Raw genomic sequence first — 17,933 nt, forward strand, 5'->3', positions numbered from 1 at the left:
ATGTTTATAATTGGAACGCAGTGAATATACAAAATGAATATAACCTCGGAGGTGACTGTAGAATGAATAAGAAGGGACTTACTGTGCTATTTATAGCGATAATGCTACTTTCAGTAGTTCCAGTGCACTTTGTGTCCGCAGGAACACCACCGGTTAGTTCAGAAAATTCAACAACTTCTATACTCCCTAACCAACAAGTTGTGACAAAAGAAGTTTCACAAGCGGCGCTTAATGCTATAATGAAAGGACAACCCAACATGGTTCTTATAATCAAGACTAAGGAAGGCAAACTTGAAGAGGCAAAAACCGAGCTTGAAAAGCTAGGTGCAGAGATTCTTGACGAAAATAGAGTTCTTAACATGTTGCTAGTTAAGATTAAGCCTGAGAAAGTTAAAGAGCTCAACTATATCTCATCTCTTGAAAAAGCCTGGCTTAACAGAGAAGTTAAGCTTTCCCCTCCAATTGTCGAAAAGGACGTCAAGACTAAGGAGCCCTCCCTAGAACCAAAAATGTATAACAGCACCTGGGTAATTAATGCTCTCCAGTTCATCCAGGAATTTGGATATGATGGTAGTGGTGTTGTTGTTGCAGTACTTGACACGGGAGTTGATCCGAACCATCCTTTCTTGAGCATAACTCCAGATGGACGCAGGAAAATTATAGAATGGAAGGATTTTACAGACGAGGGATTCGTGGATACATCATTCAGCTTTAGCAAGGTTGTAAATGGGACTCTTATAATTAACACAACATTCCAAGTGGCCTCAGGTCTCACGCTGAATGAATCGACAGGACTTATGGAATACGTTGTTAAGACTGTTTACGTGAGCAATGTGACCATTGGAAATATCACTTCTGCTAATGGCATCTATCACTTCGGCCTGCTCCCAGAAAGATACTTCGACTTAAACTTCGATGGTGATCAAGAGGACTTCTATCCTGTCTTATTAGTTAACTCCACTGGCAATGGTTATGACATTGCATATGTGGATACTGACCTTGACTACGACTTCACCGACGAAGTTCCACTTGGCCAGTACAACGTTACTTATGATGTTGCTGTTTTTAGCTACTACTACGGTCCTCTCAACTACGTGCTTGCAGAAATAGATCCTAACGGAGAATATGCAGTATTTGGGTGGGATGGTCACGGTCACGGAACTCACGTAGCTGGAACTGTTGCTGGTTACGACAGCAACAATGATGCTTGGGATTGGCTCAGTATGTACTCTGGTGAATGGGAAGTGTTCTCAAGACTCTATGGTTGGGATTATACGAACGTTACCACAGACACCGTGCAGGGTGTTGCTCCAGGTGCCCAAATAATGGCAATAAGAGTTCTTAGGAGTGATGGACGGGGTAGCATGTGGGATATTATAGAAGGTATGACATACGCAGCAACCCATGGTGCAGACGTTATAAGCATGAGTCTCGGTGGAAATGCTCCATACTTAGATGGTACTGATCCAGAAAGCGTTGCTGTGGATGAGCTTACCGAAAAGTACGGTGTTGTATTCGTAATAGCTGCAGGAAATGAAGGTCCTGGCATTAACATCGTTGGAAGTCCTGGTGTTGCAACAAAGGCAATAACTGTTGGAGCTGCTGCAGTGCCCATTAACGTTGGAGTTTATGTTTCCCAAGCACTTGGATATCCTGATTACTATGGATTCTATTACTTCCCCGCCTACACAAACGTTAGAATAGCATTCTTCTCAAGCAGAGGGCCGAGAATAGATGGTGAAATAAAACCCAATGTAGTGGCTCCAGGTTACGGAATTTACTCATCCCTGCCGATGTGGATTGGCGGAGCTGACTTCATGTCTGGAACTTCGATGGCTACTCCACATGTCAGCGGTGTCGTTGCACTCCTCATAAGCGGGGCAAAGGCCGAGGGAATATACTACAATCCAGATATAATTAAGAAGGTTCTTGAGAGCGGTGCAACCTGGCTTGAGGGAGATCCATATACTGGGCAGAAGTACACTGAGCTTGACCAAGGTCATGGTCTTGTTAACGTTACCAAGTCCTGGGAAATCCTTAAGGCTATAAACGGCACCACTCTCCCAATTGTTGATCACTGGGCAGACAAGTCCTACAGCGACTTTGCGGAGTACTTGGGTGTGGACGTTATAAGAGGTCTCTACGCAAGGAACTCTATACCTGACATTGTCGAGTGGCACATTAAGTACGTAGGGGACACGGAGTACAGAACTTTTGAGATCTATGCAACTGAGCCATGGATTAAGCCTTTTGTCAGTGGAAGTGTAATTCTAGAGAACAATACCGAGTTTGTCCTTAGGGTGAAATATGATGTAGAGGGTCTTGAGCCAGGTCTCTATGTTGGAAGGATAATCATTGATGATCCAACAACGCCAGTTATTGAAGACGAGATCTTGAACACAATTGTTATTCCCGAGAAGTTCACTCCTGAGAACAATTACACCCTCACCTGGTATGATATTAATGGTCCAGAAATGGTGACTCACCACTTCTTCACTGTGCCTGAGGGAGTGGACGTTCTCTACGCGATGACCACATACTGGGACTACGGTCTGTACAGACCAGATGGAATGTTTGTGTTCCCATACCAGCTAGATTATCTTCCCGCTGCAGTCTCAAATCCAATGCCTGGAAACTGGGAGCTAGTATGGACTGGATTTAACTTTGCACCCCTCTATGAGTCGGGCTTCCTTGTAAGGATTTACGGAGTAGAGATAACTCCAAGCGTTTGGTACATTAACAGGACATACCTTGACACTAACACTGAATTCTCAATTGAATTCAATATTACTAACATCTATGCCCCAATTAATGCAACTCTAATCCCCATTGGCCTTGGAACCTACAATGCGAGCGTTGAAAGCGTTGGTGATGGAGAGTTCTTCATAAAGGGCATTGAAGTTCCTGAAGGCACCGCAGAGTTGAAGATTAGGATAGGCAACCCAAGTGTTCCGAATTCAGATCTAGACTTGTACCTTTATGACAGTAAAGGCAATTTAGTGGCCTTAGATGGAAACCCAACAGCAGAAGAAGAGGTTGTAGTTGAGTATCCTAAGCCTGGAGTTTATTCAATAGTAGTACATGGTTACAGCGTCAGGGACGAAAATGGTAATCCAACGACAACCACCTTTGACTTAGTTGTTCAAATGACCCTTGATAATGGAAACATAAAGCTTGACAAAGACTCGATTATTCTTGGAAGCAATGAAAGCGTAGTTGTAACTGCAAACATAACAATTGATAGAGATCATCCTACAGGAGTATACTCTGGTATCATAGAGATTAGAGATAATGAGGTCTACCAGGATACAAATACTTCAATTGCGAAAATACCCATAACTTTGGTAATTGACAAGGCGGACTTTGCCGTTGGTCTCACACCAGCAGAGGGAGTACTTGGAGAGGCTAGAAATTACACTCTAATTGTAAAGCATGCCCTAACACTAGAGCCTGTGCCAAATGCTACAGTGATTATAGGAAACTACACCTACCTCACAGACGAAAACGGTACAGTGACATTCACGTATGCTCCAACTAAGTTAGGCAGTGATGAAATCACAGTCATAGTTAAGAAAGAGAACTTCAACACATTAGAGAAGACCTTCCAAATCACAGTATCAGAGCCTGAAATAACTGAAGAGGACATAAATGAGCCCAAGCTTGCAATGTCATCACCAGAAGCAAATGCTACCATAGTATCAGTTGAGATGGAGAGTGAGGGTGGCGTTAAAAAGACAGTGACAGTGGAAATAACTATAAACGGAACCGCTAATGAGACTGCAACAATAGTGGTTCCTGTTCCTAAGAAGGCCGAAAACATCGAGGTAAGTGGAGACCACGTAATTTCCTATAGTATAGAGGAAGGAGAGTACGCCAAGTACGTTATAATTACAGTGAAGTTTGCATCACCTGTAACAGTAACTGTTACTTACACTATCTATGCTGGCCCAAGAGTCTCAATCTTGACACTTAACTTCCTTGGCTACTCATGGTACAGACTATATTCACAGAAGTTTGACGAATTGTACCAAAAGGCCCTTGAATTGGGAGTGGACAACGAGACATTAGCTTTAGCCCTCAGCTACCATGAAAAAGCCAAAGAGTACTACGAAAAGGCCCTTGAGCTTAGCGAGGGTAACATAATCCAATACCTTGGAGACATAAGACTATTACCTCCATTAAGACAGGCATACATCAATGAAATGAAGGCAGTTAAGATACTGGAAAAGGCCATAGAAGAATTAGAGGGTGAAGAGTAATCTCCAATTTTTCCCACTTTTTCTTTTATAACATTCCAAGCCTTTTCTTAGCTTCTTCGCTCATTCTATCAGGAGTCCATGGAGGATCAAAGGTAAGTTCAACCTCCACATCTCTTACTCCTGGGATTTCGAGTACTTTCTCCTCTACAGCTCTAAGAAGCCAGAGAGTTAAAGGACACCCAGGAGTTGTCATTGTCATCTTTATATATACCGTTTTGTCAGGATTAATCTTTAGCTCATAAATTAATCCAAGGTTTACAACATCCATCCCAATTTCTGGGTCGATAACCTCCTTTAGCTTTTCCAGAATCATTTCTTCAGTAATTTCAAGGTTCTCATCTTTAGTTTCTCTCACAAACCCAATTTCAACCTGCCTGATACCTTCTAACTCCCTAAGCTTGTTATATATCTCCAAAAGAGTGGCATCATCAATTTTCTCTTTAAATCTTATTTTTATGACATCCCCTTCTATCTCTAAACTTTCTACAATGTTTTCTTTTCCTGTATTCTCCTTTATAATTCTCAAAACTTCTTCTCTGGTTACCACAACTCTTCCCCCAGCAAAGGTTTTGTTAATCAAATTTAAACCTTTTGGGACAATTTTGTGTATTACGGGAATTTGAATATCTGACAACAAAATTAATAATGTTAAGATGCACACACTTAAACGGGTGTATAAAAATGATGAATGAGGCTCTTAAAAAATTGGAAGAATTGCTCGATAAAGACCAGTTTGAGAAAATTAAAGCAATTAACAATCCCTACCTACACTCATTTTTGGCTGAGTGGATACAGTGGCTAGAGCCAAGTAAGGTTTACGTTTGTACGGATAGCGAAGAAGATGAAGAATACGTTAGATGGAAGGCCTTGTATTATGGAGAAGAGAGAATGCTCGAAATGGTGAGGCATACTGTCCACTACGACAACTATTATGATCAAGCTAGGGATAAACAAAATACAAAGCTTCTGGTTCCAAAAGGTACAAATTTGCCTTTCTTAAATACGATGGATAGGGAAGATGGGCTTAGGGAAATTAGAGAGATAATGAAAGGTATAATGAGAGGAAAGGAGCTCTTTATAGGATTCTTTGTTCTAGGCCCCAAAAACTCAGTTTTTACTATTCCAGCTGTTCAGCTTACTGATTCTGCATATGTCATGCACTCAGAATTCCTCCTCTATAGAAAGGGGTATGAAGAATTCAAGAGGCTTGGTCCAACTAAGAACTTCCTAAAGTTTGTTCACTCTGCTGGCGAGCTGGATGAAAGGAAGACGAGCAAAAACCTTGACAAGAGGAGAATCTACATCGACTTAGTTGATGAGACAGTTTACTCAGCAAACACTCAATATGGTGGAAATGTCATTGGCCTAAAAAAGTTGGCCTTTAGGTTAACCATCCAAAGGGCAGTGCGGGAAGGATGGCTAAGCGAGCACATGTTTCTTATGAGGGTCAATGGCCCAAATGGAAGGAAAACCTACTTTACTGGAGCTTATCCGAGCATGTGTGGGAAGACTTCAACAGCAATGATTCCCTGGGAGAACATAGTTGGTGATGACCTAGTATTCATAAAGAACTTGGATGGGGTTGCTAGAGCTGTTAACGTTGAGATTGGAGTGTTTGGAATAATAGAGGGAGTGAATCAGAAGGATGACCCAATAATATGGCAAGTTCTCCATTCTCCAGTTGAGATAATCTTCTCAAACGTCCTCGTAAAGGATGGAAAGCCCTACTGGAATGGCATGGGGATAGAGATTCCCGATGAGGGGGAGAACCACAGTGGAAAGTGGTGGAGAGGAAAGAGGGATGCTGAGGGTAAGGAAATACCTCCAAGCCATAAGAATGCCCGCTTTACCGTAAGGCTTGATGCCTTCCCCAACTTAGATAAGGAAGCGTTGGAGAGTCCATGTGGAGTTGAAGTTGGTGGGATAATATTTGGCGGAAGGGATCCAGATACATGGCCTCCAGTGAGGGAATCTTTCAATTGGGAGCATGGGGTTATAACAATGGGTGCAGCTCTGGAGAGTGAAACAACTGCGGCAACCCTGGGCAAAGAAGGTGTAAGGGCTTTCAACCCAATGTCAATCCTTGACTTTCTCAGCGTTCACATAGGAGATTACTTGAGGAACTATTTGGAGTTTGGAAGGAAGCTCAAGAAGACACCAAAAATATTTGCAGTGAACTACTTCCTAAGGGAGAATGGCCAATGGCTCAATGAAAAGTTGGACAAGGCTGTGTGGCTTAAGTGGATGGAGCTGAGGGTTCACAACGATGTTGGGGCTATTGAAACTCCTATAGGTTATATACCCAGGTACGAGGATTTAAAGGTGCTGTTTAGGCAGGTTCTCAACAAAGATTATTCAAGGGAGGACTATGAAAAGCAGTTCAAGATAAGAGTCCCCGAGCTATTGGCTAAGATAGACAGGATATGGAAGATATATGAGCCCATTGACAATATTCCCGAAGAACTGTTCCAGGAGCTGGAAAAGGAAAGGAAGAGGATTTTGGAGGCCAGAGAAAAATATGGTGATTACATAAGCCCGTTTGCATTAGAAAAATAAAGGTTCAGAAGAAGAGAATTGTTGCATCTCTAACAACGGCAGTTTCAACCTCTTCGCCCTCGCTGAATACTGCCCTCTTTATCTCTACATCTTCTTTTTCTAGCACTACTTTTTGTCCCTCTACTTCGAACTCTACCTTTCCTTCTTCCTTGATCATTCTTCCTACCTCTTCCGCGTTCTCTTGGAGGTACTTCACGATCTTTGGAACGAGCTTGCCATACCTGGGTCCAATTCTCTTGTAGTTGGGCTTTACCTCAACAACTTTCTCCTCTAACTGTGGTTCTCCCTTGACTATTTCCAGCTTTTCTATGTTCATTGTTCCTGCTATGTCCTTCTCTATAACTCTTAGCATCTCATAGCTGTCTGTTGCGTAAATTGCTACATGCTCTAGCTTTGCATTCAGCGGCATTCCGTGAGAGTTCTTATATTTCCTCATTGCGCTTATAACTTCCCTTGCTAACTCTCCCAGCTTTTCTGCCTCTTCATTGATTCTGTCCTCTCTATATTTGGGCCATGAAAGTAGGTGAACGCTCTTTTCGCTGATCTTGTCTTTGAATATGTGGTGGTAGAGTTCCTCAGTTATGTGGGGAACGAATGGTGCTAAGAGGAGCATTATATTGTAGAGTAACTCATACAGGGCTACCTTTGCCTTAAGCTTGCTCTCCTCGTCCTCTCCGTAAAGTCTATACTTGATCATCTCTATGTAGTCATCTGCAACTTCGTGCCAGATGAATGTCATTAGCTCCCTGGTGATTAAGTTAAATCTGTATTTTTCAAGCTCTTCTGTGGCGAACTTAATTATCCTGTGGAGCCTTGAGAGTATCCACTTGTCAAGGGGTTCAAGCTCAATATCCTTGTACTTTTCGTAGTCGAAGTCCTTTATGTGCCTCTCGGCAAAGCGGTATATGTTCCAGAGCTTTTGGAGGAATCTAAAGTTGTAATCTACAGTTTCCCACTTGAATGGATGGTCTTCTCCTGGAGGAGCTAATGCAGTCCATAGTCTAAGCGCATCGGCTCCGTACTTTGGTATAACTTCCTCTGGAGAGACAACGTTACCATAGCTCTTGCTCATCTTCCTTCCATCGGGTCCTGCTACCATACCATTTATCACTATGTCATTCCACGGCTTCTTTCCTGTCAATATGTAAGTTCTGAATATCGTGTAGAATGCCCATGTTCTTATTATATCAGTTCCCTGCGGTCTTAATGCAGTTGGGAAGTTGTGCTCGAACCATTTCTTTGCATCTTCATCGCCTTTTGTTGCCTCGTGCCACTTGGTGATTATTAGTGGGGTTATGCTTGAGTCCACCCAACAGTCGAGGACATCCGTCACTGGCTCGATTTCAGCCCCACAAACTGGGCACTTATCCACGGGAGGCTTATCAAACCTGGGATCTACTGGAAGATCCTCTTCTCTGGCTGGAATTATGTGCCCATTCTTACAAACCCAGAATGGTATTGGTGTTCCAAACACTCTCTGCCTGCTGATTACCCAGTCCCAGTCCATGCTCTCGGCCCAGTCCTTTAGTCTGAGGAACATGTCCTCTGGATACCAGTTTATCTCCCTGGCCACCTTTACAATGTCATCGGTAAACTCTCTCACCTTAATGAACCACTGCTTCTTAGGCAATAACTCAATTGGAGCCATACACGAACTTCTCTCGGTGTGCCTTAGCACTCTGTGCTTGATCTTCTCTTTCTTATAGAGCAACCCCATCTTTTCAAGATCTTCAGCGATTCTCCTCCTAGCCTCTTCTACCTTAAGCCCTGCATATGGTCCAGCATTTTCGTTCATCGTTCCATCTTCATTTATCGCTATAATCACGGGCAGGTTGTAGCGCTTCTGCCACACGATGTCCTGTTCGTCACCGTAGGTACAGTTGTAAACTGCTCCAGTTCCAAAGTTGGGATCGACATCTTCATCAGCCAATATTGGAACTTCCCTCTCATATATGGGGAGCTTAACCTTCTTTCCTACAAGGTGTTTGTACCTCTCATCCTCAGGATGAACGAATACTGCCACACATGCGGGCATTAGCTCTGGCCTTGTCGTGGCTATTGGAATGTAACCGGAACCGTCTGCAAGGGGGAGCTTTATGTAATAGAGGTAGCCCTCCTCCTCAACGTAACCTACTTCGGCCTTAGCTAAGCTCGTCCTACACCTGGGACACCAGTAAACGGGGTGCTCTTCCCTGTATATCAATCCCTTCTTGTAGAACTCCAGGAGAGACTTCTGCACTGCGGCCTTGTACCAGTCGTCCATGGTATGGTACTCAAGATCCCAGTCTGCTGAGTATCCTATTCTAATGAACTGCTCCCTCATCTTTTCTATTGCCTGCCAAGTCCACTCTATACACTTCTTTAGGAATTCCTCTGGCTGGTCTTTTGAAATGCCGAACTCCTTCTCAACCTTAAGCTCCGTTGGCAATCCATGGTTGTCGAATCCTTGCGGGAAGAGGACGTTGTATCCCCTCATTCTCTTGTACCTTGCAATTATGTCAATCCAGGTGTGGCTTAGAACGTGTCCCAGGTGGAGAGTTCCGCTTGTGAATGGTGGAGGTGTGTCTATTGCATAGCTTGGCTTGTCGGGCTCGAGTTTGTACTTGTATATCTTCTCTTCAAGCCAATACTTCTGCCACTTGGGCTCAATCTCGTTTGGGTCGTAGTTTTTAGGTAGCATTTCCTAACCCCCATTTGGTTTTTGAAAGAAAGTTGGCACAAGAAGTAACAACTAACTCGGTGGTGTTTTTAAAGGTAGAAGGGAATTCTCTTATGGAGGACGATATACACCACCAAGGTTTATAGATGCTTTTCAAATTTAAAAAATTTGCTTAGATTACATAATACCTTCCCAGGTGCTTGAGGAACTTAGACACTTGCTTCAATTCTTCAAGTATTTCTTCCTCGTCTGGAGTATACTCGTAGTCTATGTAAAATACGTAGTAGCCAAGATCTTTGAGGGATGGCCTAGATTCTATTCTCGTTAGGTTGACGCCTCTCTTTGCAAAGACTCCCAAAGCCCTATAGAGCGCCCCTGGGACGTTTTCTAACTCTAAGAATATTGCCCCTTTTTGGGGTGTTCTGTTTCCAAGCGGATTTTCCATGTCCTCTCGTCCAATTAGTATAAATCGCGTCTTATTGTTTGGGTAATCTTGGATGTTTTCTGCTAGAACCTTCAGACCGTACCTCTTTCCTGCCTCCTTTGAACCTATTGCAGCTAGGGTGGGGTCTCTGCTCTCTGCAACTATCTTTGCTGCTTCTGCCGTGCTTCTGGTTTCCCTAACTTTCCATCCCATTCTCTGAATGAACTCACGGCATTGGGCTAAGGCCTGGGGATGGGAAAGCACGACTTGTATCGTGGATAGGTCATAACCTAAAAGAGCATGTTTGATCTCTAAACTTGTTTCTCCAAATATCTTGACTGGGAATCTTAACAAAAGATCTAAAGTGAGTGTTACTGAACCCTCTATTGAATTTTCCGTTGGAACTACTCCATAATTTCCTCTCTCAACCTTTCTAAAAACTGAGTATATCGACTCTGCTGGGGCAATCTTTAGATTTATAAGCTCTGCAAACTTCAGTGCAGCTTTTTCAGTATAACTACCCTCTGGCCCAAAGTAATAAATTTTCATAACATTTTGGGCTTTTTTGTTTGCTTTATAACCGCTTGGTCATCTCTTCATGACCATCCATACTAGTATTGGGAAGACAAGAGTAGCATCGGCCCATATCTCCACGTAATCTGCCTTTGCCCTAATCTTTCCCCAGCTTACTCCCTCACTTGGTGGTGCCCCGCTTAAGGAGCCATCCCAGGGGACTGCCGTTGTGATGTAGATTGCGTAGTCTGTTCCTCCCCTAAAGAGGTTCGCATTTATTATCGCATGCTTTGGAAGGGAACCTCCGAGAATTATTGAGGCGGTCTCCTTAGCAGTTACTGCCAGGTTGTTTAGCTTAACTATGTCATTTGCTATGTCAATTACTAATTCTTTGTCTCCTCTCTCCTCTTTGAAGAAGTATAGCATATCCCCAATTGAGCCATCTGTTATCGCGGGGCAAAATATTGGAATTTCGTTCTTGTAGGCCCAGTAGATAACACTTTTCTCTTTTTCTTTACCCAACTTTTCGTCCATGTACCTTCCAAGCTCGTAGATGAACTCACTGGCAGTTAGAGGTTTTCTCCTTTCCCTTTCCAGCTCAAGTACTCTCTCAAAAAAGGGAATCATATACTTCTCGAACTCTATATACCTATCGTTTGGGACAAATATATTCCCAATCCTGTTTATTCCCTTCTCTCTCAATTCAGCATCGTTAACAATCCAATCCCCCAGGATGAAGGGCTTTAGGGCCTTTATGAAGTCTTCTTCAACGCCTCCGGCAGTTGTTACAATCACGTCAATCTTCCTATGCTTCACGAGCCACGCTATTATCTCCCTCAACCCCGAGGATATTATGTTGGAGGTGTATCCGAGAAATACCCTTATTTCCTCTCCTTTCTCCCTCTTTTCCTCTATTCTTCTCCAGATCTCTATGGCCTTTCCAAGATGAGTGGCCTGGAATCCTATTTGGGTGTAAAAGCTCACTACTTCCTCCAAGCTTTGGGTATCGTCAAGCCACGGGCCTTCAACTTTGATTCCCTTAATTTCTTCAGACTTTTTCAGCACGAATTCTTTTGGTTCTGGCATGGTGGGGAGTAGGAGTTAGATATTAAGTGTTTTTCTAAGGACATCTATAAGCTTGTCATTCTCCTCCCTCTTCCTAACTGAAAACCTTATGTACCCAGGGAGCCCAAAGCTCTTACAATCCCTTACAAGAATGCCGTTCTCTTTTAACTTTTCAATTGTTCCTTCCTTGACTTTCATAATGAAGAAATTTGCATCGCTCTTCACATTTAATTCTTTCTCAATCCTCTCCTTTTCTTTCCATATTAAAGGCAGGGTTTTCTTTAAATGTTCAAAGTTGTCTTTGAGTAAGAACTCTAAGAAGGCCACTCCAGTTGAGCCAATTGACCAAGGCATCCTAACGCTCCTGAAAGCATCGGCGAATCCAATAACATATCCAACCCTCACTCCTGGGAGTCCATAGCTCTTAGTGAAGGTTCTTAGCTTGATGACGTTATCTCCCTCTGGGCTTTCGGGTTTCTTAACGAAGTCTATGAAGGCCTCATCCAGGATGAGAATTGAGTTGGTGTCTTGAACAGCATCTAAAAGAGGTTTCATCTCCTTTTCTCGATAGAACTTTCCGTCTGGATTGTTAGGATTGCAGAAGAACACAAAAGAATTCTCTTCAACTAACTCCGCAAGCTTTCCTGGGCCGTTGGGACCTTTGATCACTCTCCCTCCAAATATGCGCGAGACTCTCTCGTATTCCTCGTAGGTGTGCTTGGGCATTATAACCTTCCTACCCCTCATCCAAACTCCGAGTAGGTAGAGGGCCTCCGTTATTCCTGCAGTTATAGTTACTGGCTCTCCAATTAAATCTGAGAGCTCTTCCTCAAGTTTTTCATAGTAGGGGTAGAGAGTGCTTATCTCTTTAGCCCTCCTGAACATGTCATCAGTCCATTCTGGTGGATAAGGATTTACGGAGGCTGAGAAGTCTATGTAGCCTTCCTCTCTACTTCCTCCATGAAAGGCCTTGAAGTTTATTGGGTGAATCATATGCTACCCTCCTTGCTGGTTTTTTAGCCCTTAAGATTGAGCTCATGGAAGACTAACGTCATGCACCCAGCTATAAACCCTCCAATTGCATCGTCCAGAAATGGAGGGAGTTCTCTCAATATTCCAGGCTTCTTTGTGTCATAGTAGAAGAAGTTAAAGAGGGCCATCTTCCCTCCTATGTACTCGGCTATATCAATCCCAATTAGCTCATCCGCAACTAAGTTCACTGGATCTTCCTCAACATTAAATTTCTCCTCCAGCAGTAAAGCGGCCATTAGAAGAGCTTGAACATTTATATCCTCTAGATAGCGGAGCATCACTCCTCTTACCTTTTCCTTAATACGCTCCCTCTCATTCCCAATGTAGAGCTCTAAGGCAGTATCAATAATCCTTTCGAGAGTTATCCCTTTTGACTTCAAGATTTCTAATATCATCTCCTCATCACCCTAAACCTCATCCACCAGTACCTTTCACTTTCCTCTACAGAGATTTTTTCCAAGGTAAACGCATACCTAAAGAGGGGGCTTGAGAGTGTTATGGTGTGAAACTCTCCTCCTTCTCCTAGCGGATCAATTGTGGGATTTTCACTAGTAAAGATCTCAAGGTCTTTAATTGAGGAGAAAGTGTAGCCCAACCACTCCTTCCCCAACTTACTTTTGTCCACGGCAATGATGGAATATTTAAACCCAGCCTCTAGCATTTCTTTAGCTAGTTCAAGCGTGTTCCTTCCCCAGAGGGGCTCAAGAGTCTTTAATCCAGCTTTTTCAGCGAGGAAGTTCACCCACTTTAGGTGATCTTCCAAAAATATGTCTCCAGCTACTATGTAATCAACATTGAGAGAACTTATGACCTCTGCCAAAGCTTCGCTTCCATTTCTCATATCAAAGGTTAAGAGCTTCTTCCCCATACTCTCCGCTAGAGCCTTTAGGGCATCTAAGTTTTCCCAGTGAGGGGAGAGCCCTATGCTTGTCTTGAGGGTAAGTAAATAGGGGACTTCAATTCCTTCCCTCTCTGCAAGGTATAAGGCGTAGAGCCCATCTTTTCCACCCGAGAAGAAGGCCACTCCTCTCCCCTTCATTCTCTACCCCCCATAGAGGATGATAAACACGGCCAAGAGGAACTCCACAACAACAATCCAGTACACTTTTAGGGCCCTCTTTATATCTTCATTTTCTGGCCTTCTCCCTGGGAACTTATAGTAGTTTGGCTTTTCGAGCCAAACACCCAGCACGGCGCTCATGGCTGCTATTGGCTTATCGGAATTTATCTTGTACTTTGCCATTCTATAGTATCTGATAACTTTTCTTCTTCCCAGGGGGAGGAAGAGGAGCACCGTTATTCGGGCTGGGATGAAGTTTAGGACATCATCAAGCCTGGCCGCGAACTTTCCAAAGTACTCATATCTCTCTTTCCTATACCCTATCATTGCATCTAGGGTGTTTACGGCCCTATATATAATGACCCCAGGAAGGCCAAAGATTAGGTAATAGAAGATAGGGGCTACTACTGAGTCATTTATGTTCTCTGATAGGCTCTCTATTGCCGCAGAGTTCAAGTGGGGCTCGTCAAGAGACTTTGTGTCTCTACTCACTATCATTGAAACTGCTCTCCTCTTCTCTTCTAAATCGGAAGTTATCGTTCTTTTTACGTGGTCGTGGAGGCTTCTTATTGCAAAGGATGACTTTAGGAGGTATATTGAGAGGAGTAAATTGAACGGATTTGGGAGGAGATTGGAGAGATAAGAAAGGAAAAGTGCGAATCCAACAACAACTAGGGAGGAAAGAACTCCAGCTAGAAAATCAAGAGGAGGAGACCTTCTTCTATATTTACTGTCAAGGAAGCCTATAATCTTGCCAAACCACACAACTGGGTGAATTACGGCTGGAGGTTCTCCAAGGGTTAAGTCAATTAGGAGAGCGATTGGAAAGGCTATATCCATGGTTGGATATTTTGTCCGCAAGTTATAAAAGTTTGCCCGAAGATTTTCGGTACACGATGTTTAAGCTTATTTTTAGATTTTTAGTTTTGTTTGAGCTTAATTTTTAAAATAAAGGTTCTTTGATGAATTGGGGTTTAATTTAGTAACCTGAAGTTAGTATTTGCAGTATGTTACAGTTTTATTATCAAATTATGACGAAAGTTTTTCGAAAATTTTTGAAGAGTGCACTGATAACATGTTTTTGTAAGAAGTTTGAGAGATTCTGTTTGATTATTGTAATTAGGTAGGAGTTTGCTTGGTTGGGTTAGTGGAGGTTGTTCGTGAGATAGGGTGTGATGACAGTAGTTTATTCTCAGGATTACCCTAGGAGTATTTTTGATTTAAAGTCCTAGGGGGCGTTAGTTTGTTTATAAAGTGGGGGTTCGAAGTAAGTTGGATAGATACTGTCAGGATAAGCAGTAGGGCGTCAGTTTTAAATCCCAGACACTACCACAGAAAAAGAAAGGGGAACATACAAGCCGAAACCATTATTTGCTGGGTAGTCTTAGCCTTAAAACCTTTTCGCCGAAACAAAATCCCAGCAGAAAAGAGAATCAGAGCAATAAACTTGTACCTAAACGGCTTAAGCTATAGGCAAACTGCCAGAATCCTCGGAATCAGCCACACAACCGTCTGGGAAGCCGTTCAAAAAAATAGCAGAAGCAGTTTACAAGCCAAAAATCCTCGTAGTCAAAAAACAGGGAAACAGTTGATGAAACGGGAAGAAGAGAAATTGACGTTGAGAGCAAGGAGGTTTTGGCAGTCTGGATTACGACTGTTAGAAACTGGTGAGTTGCCAGGGATTTCTCGTTGTTTTAAAGTCCTGTGAAGGGCAGTCTGTCTTTCTGGTTGATGGGGCGGGCTGGTATAAGTCAGCGTTTAAGAGTTTGGGGTTGGGTTATCTGCATGTGACTTTTGGGCCGATGAACAGTGTTGAGCGCCGGTTTAGGACTGTTAAGGAAAGAACAAAGCTTTTTTTGGAATAATTTCAGGGGTAAAGACTGGAGGAGGGTTCATAGGTTTGTTTTTCTGTTTGCTTTCTGGCATAATTTTGTCAGAATCCATTCTAGTTTCGGTGGTCCGCCTGGTGATGTTACTGAATGGCTTCAGGAGGTGATGCTCCAGTTACCTTAATAGTATCCTATTAAAAATCCGAAAAGTTTAAATATTTTTAGTTGTATATTTTTTCATAATAACTATAGGGGATATAACAATGCGGTTGAAGTCGTTGGGTGTTTTGTTATTTAGTTTGTTAGTTTTGAGTTCAACCACTCCAGTACTAGCAATAAAGAACAGAAGCGCAACGACATTCAACATTGAGGGAGAGTGTATTCAGGCAATCTATGGGGACGGATATATACTCTACAATAATACGAAGTTTGAAGTCAAAGATAGATTTGTTATCTTGGGGAACAAATATAAAATCAAACTTGAAAAGTTTCCATATTTCCTAGCATCGAGCAAAGTTAGTAAAAAAATTTGGCAGGAATACCTTAAAAATGGAACAATAGATGTGGAAAACTTGAAAAATTAATTAACCTCTTAGAAACTACAAGTGAGAAAAAATTAAACACAAAAGAAAAAGACGCTCTAAAACAATTAATCATTAAAAACTTGAAAAAAGAAAAGGCTAGAGTACTCTTCGAGCGTGAGTTTAAAGCTAAGGCGGTACCATTAACAAGTTCACCAGAAAATGAAGAAATTGCAAGGAGATTGGCACCAAATATTTACCAGTTGCAGTATGATATCATCCCTTGGACATGGTGGCCACCTAACTATCCAGAGCCAGGAAATAATCCCTTAATTGAAGTCTTCTGGATAACATATGATACAGATATGGATGGAGAAGTAGATACTATTGAATATACATTAGCATTTAAAGATGAAGATTACCCTCTCAGTCCAGATATCGATCATATTTACGATCTTTATAGGTATAGCGAATATGGCAGATTTGTAGATCTTGAAACTTTCTATGTCTATATTGACAAAACAACATATGGTGAAATCTACCATGCATGGTTCTCTGGCAGTTATAGTGGAAATCAAAGTTACCTTGTAATTAAGCCAGATCATCTTGATGGATGTGAAACTTACTTTAAGATAATATACGTGAATACCTGGAATCATTTAATGAGTTCAGAAAAAGATAACAACCCCAATCAGCCAAAGAAAATATGGACACTATCAGAATATCTTTTCACATATGGTGACCACAATGCCGCAAATAGTAAATATCAAGGCCAGTAGGTGAGAAAAAATGATCAAGCTTTTTCTCTTTTCAATTCTTCAATTTTTGACTGTGGCTTTATTTAACCAGCTCTTCAGGAATTCTGCTTCGCTCTTGGCTCAAGTTGTTATACTTTTCCTCCTTGGAGCTACCTTTGTTCGCTTAACAGGAACCTTTGAGAAAGCTAAACAAAGCTCACTTTTTGCTGCAGTTTTGGTAATCATATATTGGGTTTTTAAAATTCTATACGCGAGTGATATCAATGTGGTATTTTACTACCTTGCTAATTGTTTTCTGAGTATGTTAAGCTTATCTTTCTTTGTACTACCAAGTTTTTTAAACTTACAAAAGTTAAAAATCAGCGTTGTTCACTTTGCATTAGTGTTAATAGGAAGCCTTATACTTAGAGATTTAGAGTTGTTGGTTAGATTTACAAGTTTTCTGTATGAAGTGCTGTTTTATCTCTTTGTACCTTGGGTATACCCCTTTCTGATAACTTTGATAACTGTTAGACTCTCTAGAAAAATGTTGCCACATGAGTTTTGGGTTATCGGCTTTGCTTCTTATTCCTTGGCTTGGAGTGTTGAAAGAATAATTCATCCCTATGCTTTAAAAGCTTGCAACTGCTATATTGAGCCAGGAGAAGAGATTGTAATCGGCGGAATGATGGTTTACATCCCATTTACCCTCATGTATTTCCTATCCCTCTACTGGGGAACCGAAACCTTGAAAGAAAGAGATGAATAACAATGTGATTGAAACTGTTAGGTGTTTCATTCCTTTAGCTTGATGGTTTTTAGAAGTCTAATATGGCTGTATACACCAAGTAAGAGTAATCCTGATCTCAATATATGTCAAAGAAGTTGCTCTTAGGAGAGTCAGTTTGCTTCTACGGAAAGAGATACTCAAAAAACCAAAAATATCAACAATTAACTGAAAAAGAGCAAAAAACTTTATTAAAGCTCGATTTTATAGTTCTTCACTTTGATTATTTTTCCTATTTCATGACTTGGGGAATATTTGTTAAGGACTTGCAAGGTATTTTCCTTCTCTTCTTGTGAAACTATAACGATAAATCCAATTCCCATGTTAAAAACTCTAAACCTCTCATCTAACGGAACCGTTCTGGTTGGCCGTGATTTGTGTAATGTCGATACGGCCAACCTTCCAGCCTCCCATCTTCATCGGCTGGCTTTCGGGGGGAACGGAGACTCCCACATCTTCGGGATCCGTGCCCATTCGGGCTTATCAAACCC

Annotated in this window: 13 protein-coding genes and 2 pseudogenes; 6 read left to right on the forward strand and 9 right to left on the reverse strand. The window is 42.0% G+C overall.

The window, feature by feature from the left end; translation table 11 throughout:
- Positions 1-62 precede the first annotated feature (62 nt).
- Positions 63-4,259 (forward strand): pyrolysin, encoded by a 4,197-nt coding sequence (pls, locus tag ACMFNG_RS04425; RefSeq protein ID WP_011011401.1) that lies wholly within the window; start codon positions 63-65, stop codon positions 4,257-4,259.
- Positions 4,260-4,284: 25 nt separating this feature from the next.
- Here the strand turns inward: pls and ACMFNG_RS04430 are convergent, their stop codons facing one another.
- A complete protein-coding gene (locus ACMFNG_RS04430; RefSeq protein ID WP_014835102.1) occupies positions 4,285-4,806 on the reverse strand; it encodes a metal-sulfur cluster assembly factor in 522 nt (173 codons plus the stop codon).
- 134 nt (positions 4,807-4,940) lie between these two features.
- Between ACMFNG_RS04430 and ACMFNG_RS04435 the strand changes: the two genes are divergently transcribed.
- Complete coding sequence (locus tag ACMFNG_RS04435) at positions 4,941-6,815, forward strand: phosphoenolpyruvate carboxykinase (GTP) (RefSeq protein ID WP_430515223.1); 1,875 nt, start codon at positions 4,941-4,943, stop codon at positions 6,813-6,815.
- Between the two features lie 4 nt (positions 6,816-6,819).
- Here ACMFNG_RS04435 and ACMFNG_RS04440 read toward each other — a convergent pair whose 3' ends face one another.
- The 7 genes from ACMFNG_RS04440 to cbiB form a co-directional block, all read right to left on the reverse strand.
- Entirely contained in the window at positions 6,820-9,495 is a 2,676-nt protein-coding gene (locus ACMFNG_RS04440) for a valine--tRNA ligase (protein ID WP_430515224.1), read from the reverse strand.
- Positions 9,496-9,646: 151 nt separating this feature from the next.
- Positions 9,647-10,447, reverse strand: coding sequence for a prephenate dehydratase (pheA, locus tag ACMFNG_RS04445; RefSeq protein ID WP_430515225.1), 801 nt, complete (start codon positions 10,445-10,447; stop codon positions 9,647-9,649).
- A gap of 39 nt (positions 10,448-10,486) precedes the next feature.
- Positions 10,487-11,497, reverse strand: coding sequence for a deoxyhypusine synthase (locus ACMFNG_RS04450; RefSeq protein WP_430515226.1), 1,011 nt, complete (start codon positions 11,495-11,497; stop codon positions 10,487-10,489).
- A gap of 15 nt (positions 11,498-11,512) precedes the next feature.
- A complete protein-coding gene (locus ACMFNG_RS04455; protein ID WP_430515227.1) occupies positions 11,513-12,469 on the reverse strand; it encodes an aminotransferase class I/II-fold pyridoxal phosphate-dependent enzyme in 957 nt (318 codons plus the stop codon).
- 23 nt (positions 12,470-12,492) lie between these two features.
- The gene (gene cobZ, locus ACMFNG_RS04460) at positions 12,493-12,903 is read right to left on the reverse strand and encodes an alpha-ribazole phosphatase CobZ (RefSeq protein WP_430515228.1); all 411 of its coding nucleotides are present in this window, start codon (positions 12,901-12,903) and stop codon (positions 12,493-12,495) included.
- Positions 12,900-13,547, reverse strand: a complete 648-nt coding sequence (locus ACMFNG_RS04465; protein ID WP_430515229.1) for a diphthine--ammonia ligase — start codon at positions 13,545-13,547, stop codon at positions 12,900-12,902. Before ACMFNG_RS04465 ends, cobZ begins: the two co-directional genes overlap by 4 nt.
- Positions 13,548-13,550: 3 nt before the next feature.
- Entirely contained in the window at positions 13,551-14,408 is an 858-nt protein-coding gene (cbiB, locus tag ACMFNG_RS04470) for an adenosylcobinamide-phosphate synthase CbiB (protein WP_430515230.1), read from the reverse strand.
- 511 nt (positions 14,409-14,919) lie between these two features.
- On the opposite strand from cbiB, the pseudogene ACMFNG_RS04475 reads away from it, so the two are divergent.
- From ACMFNG_RS04475 to ACMFNG_RS04490, 4 genes and pseudogenes are all read left to right on the forward strand, one after another.
- Positions 14,920-15,581, forward strand: a pseudogene (locus ACMFNG_RS04475) (helix-turn-helix domain-containing protein).
- A gap of 115 nt (positions 15,582-15,696) precedes the next feature.
- A complete protein-coding gene (locus ACMFNG_RS04480) occupies positions 15,697-15,981 on the forward strand; it encodes a hypothetical protein (RefSeq protein ID WP_430515231.1) in 285 nt (94 codons plus the stop codon).
- Positions 15,982-16,061: 80 nt separating this feature from the next.
- Positions 16,062-16,697: a hypothetical protein gene (locus tag ACMFNG_RS04485; RefSeq protein ID WP_430515232.1), complete on the forward strand. Its 636-nt coding sequence runs from the start codon at positions 16,062-16,064 to the stop codon at positions 16,695-16,697.
- A 361-nt stretch (positions 16,698-17,058) separates the two neighbouring features.
- Positions 17,059-17,424: a hypothetical protein gene (locus tag ACMFNG_RS04490; protein WP_430515233.1), complete on the forward strand. Its 366-nt coding sequence runs from the start codon at positions 17,059-17,061 to the stop codon at positions 17,422-17,424.
- Between the two features lie 209 nt (positions 17,425-17,633).
- On the opposite strand, the pseudogene ACMFNG_RS04495 reads toward ACMFNG_RS04490, so the two are convergent.
- Positions 17,634-17,798, reverse strand: a pseudogene (locus ACMFNG_RS04495) (AIR synthase-related protein); the annotation flags it as partial.
- Positions 17,799-17,933 lie beyond the last annotated feature (135 nt).

The sequence above is a fragment of the Pyrococcus woesei genome (assembly GCF_050496105.1).
Taxonomy (GTDB): Archaea; Methanobacteriota_B; Thermococci; order Thermococcales; family Thermococcaceae; genus Pyrococcus; species Pyrococcus furiosus.

What these genes read in the sequence shown, in the direction of transcription:
- ACMFNG_RS04440 (WP_430515224.1), bottom strand. Translation starts at nt 9,495, where the DNA reads ATGCTACCTAAAAACTACGACCCAAACGAGATTGAGCCCAAGTGGCAG.
- cobZ (WP_430515228.1), bottom strand. Translation starts at nt 12,903, where the DNA reads ATGATATTAGAAATCTTGAAGTCAAAAGGGATAACTCTCGAAAGGATT.
- pls (WP_011011401.1), top strand. Translation starts at nt 63, where the DNA reads ATGAATAAGAAGGGACTTACTGTGCTATTTATAGCGATAATGCTACTT.
- ACMFNG_RS04450 (WP_430515226.1), bottom strand. Translation starts at nt 11,497, where the DNA reads ATGCCAGAACCAAAAGAATTCGTGCTGAAAAAGTCTGAAGAAATTAAG.
- ACMFNG_RS04455 (WP_430515227.1), bottom strand. Translation starts at nt 12,469, where the DNA reads ATGATTCACCCAATAAACTTCAAGGCCTTTCATGGAGGAAGTAGAGAG.
- ACMFNG_RS04465 (WP_430515229.1), bottom strand. Translation starts at nt 13,547, where the DNA reads ATGAAGGGGAGAGGAGTGGCCTTCTTCTCGGGTGGAAAAGATGGGCTC.
- cbiB (WP_430515230.1), bottom strand. Translation starts at nt 14,408, where the DNA reads ATGGATATAGCCTTTCCAATCGCTCTCCTAATTGACTTAACCCTTGGA.
- pheA (WP_430515225.1), bottom strand. Translation starts at nt 10,447, where the DNA reads ATGAAAATTTATTACTTTGGGCCAGAGGGTAGTTATACTGAAAAAGCT.
- ACMFNG_RS04435 (WP_430515223.1), top strand. Translation starts at nt 4,941, where the DNA reads ATGATGAATGAGGCTCTTAAAAAATTGGAAGAATTGCTCGATAAAGAC.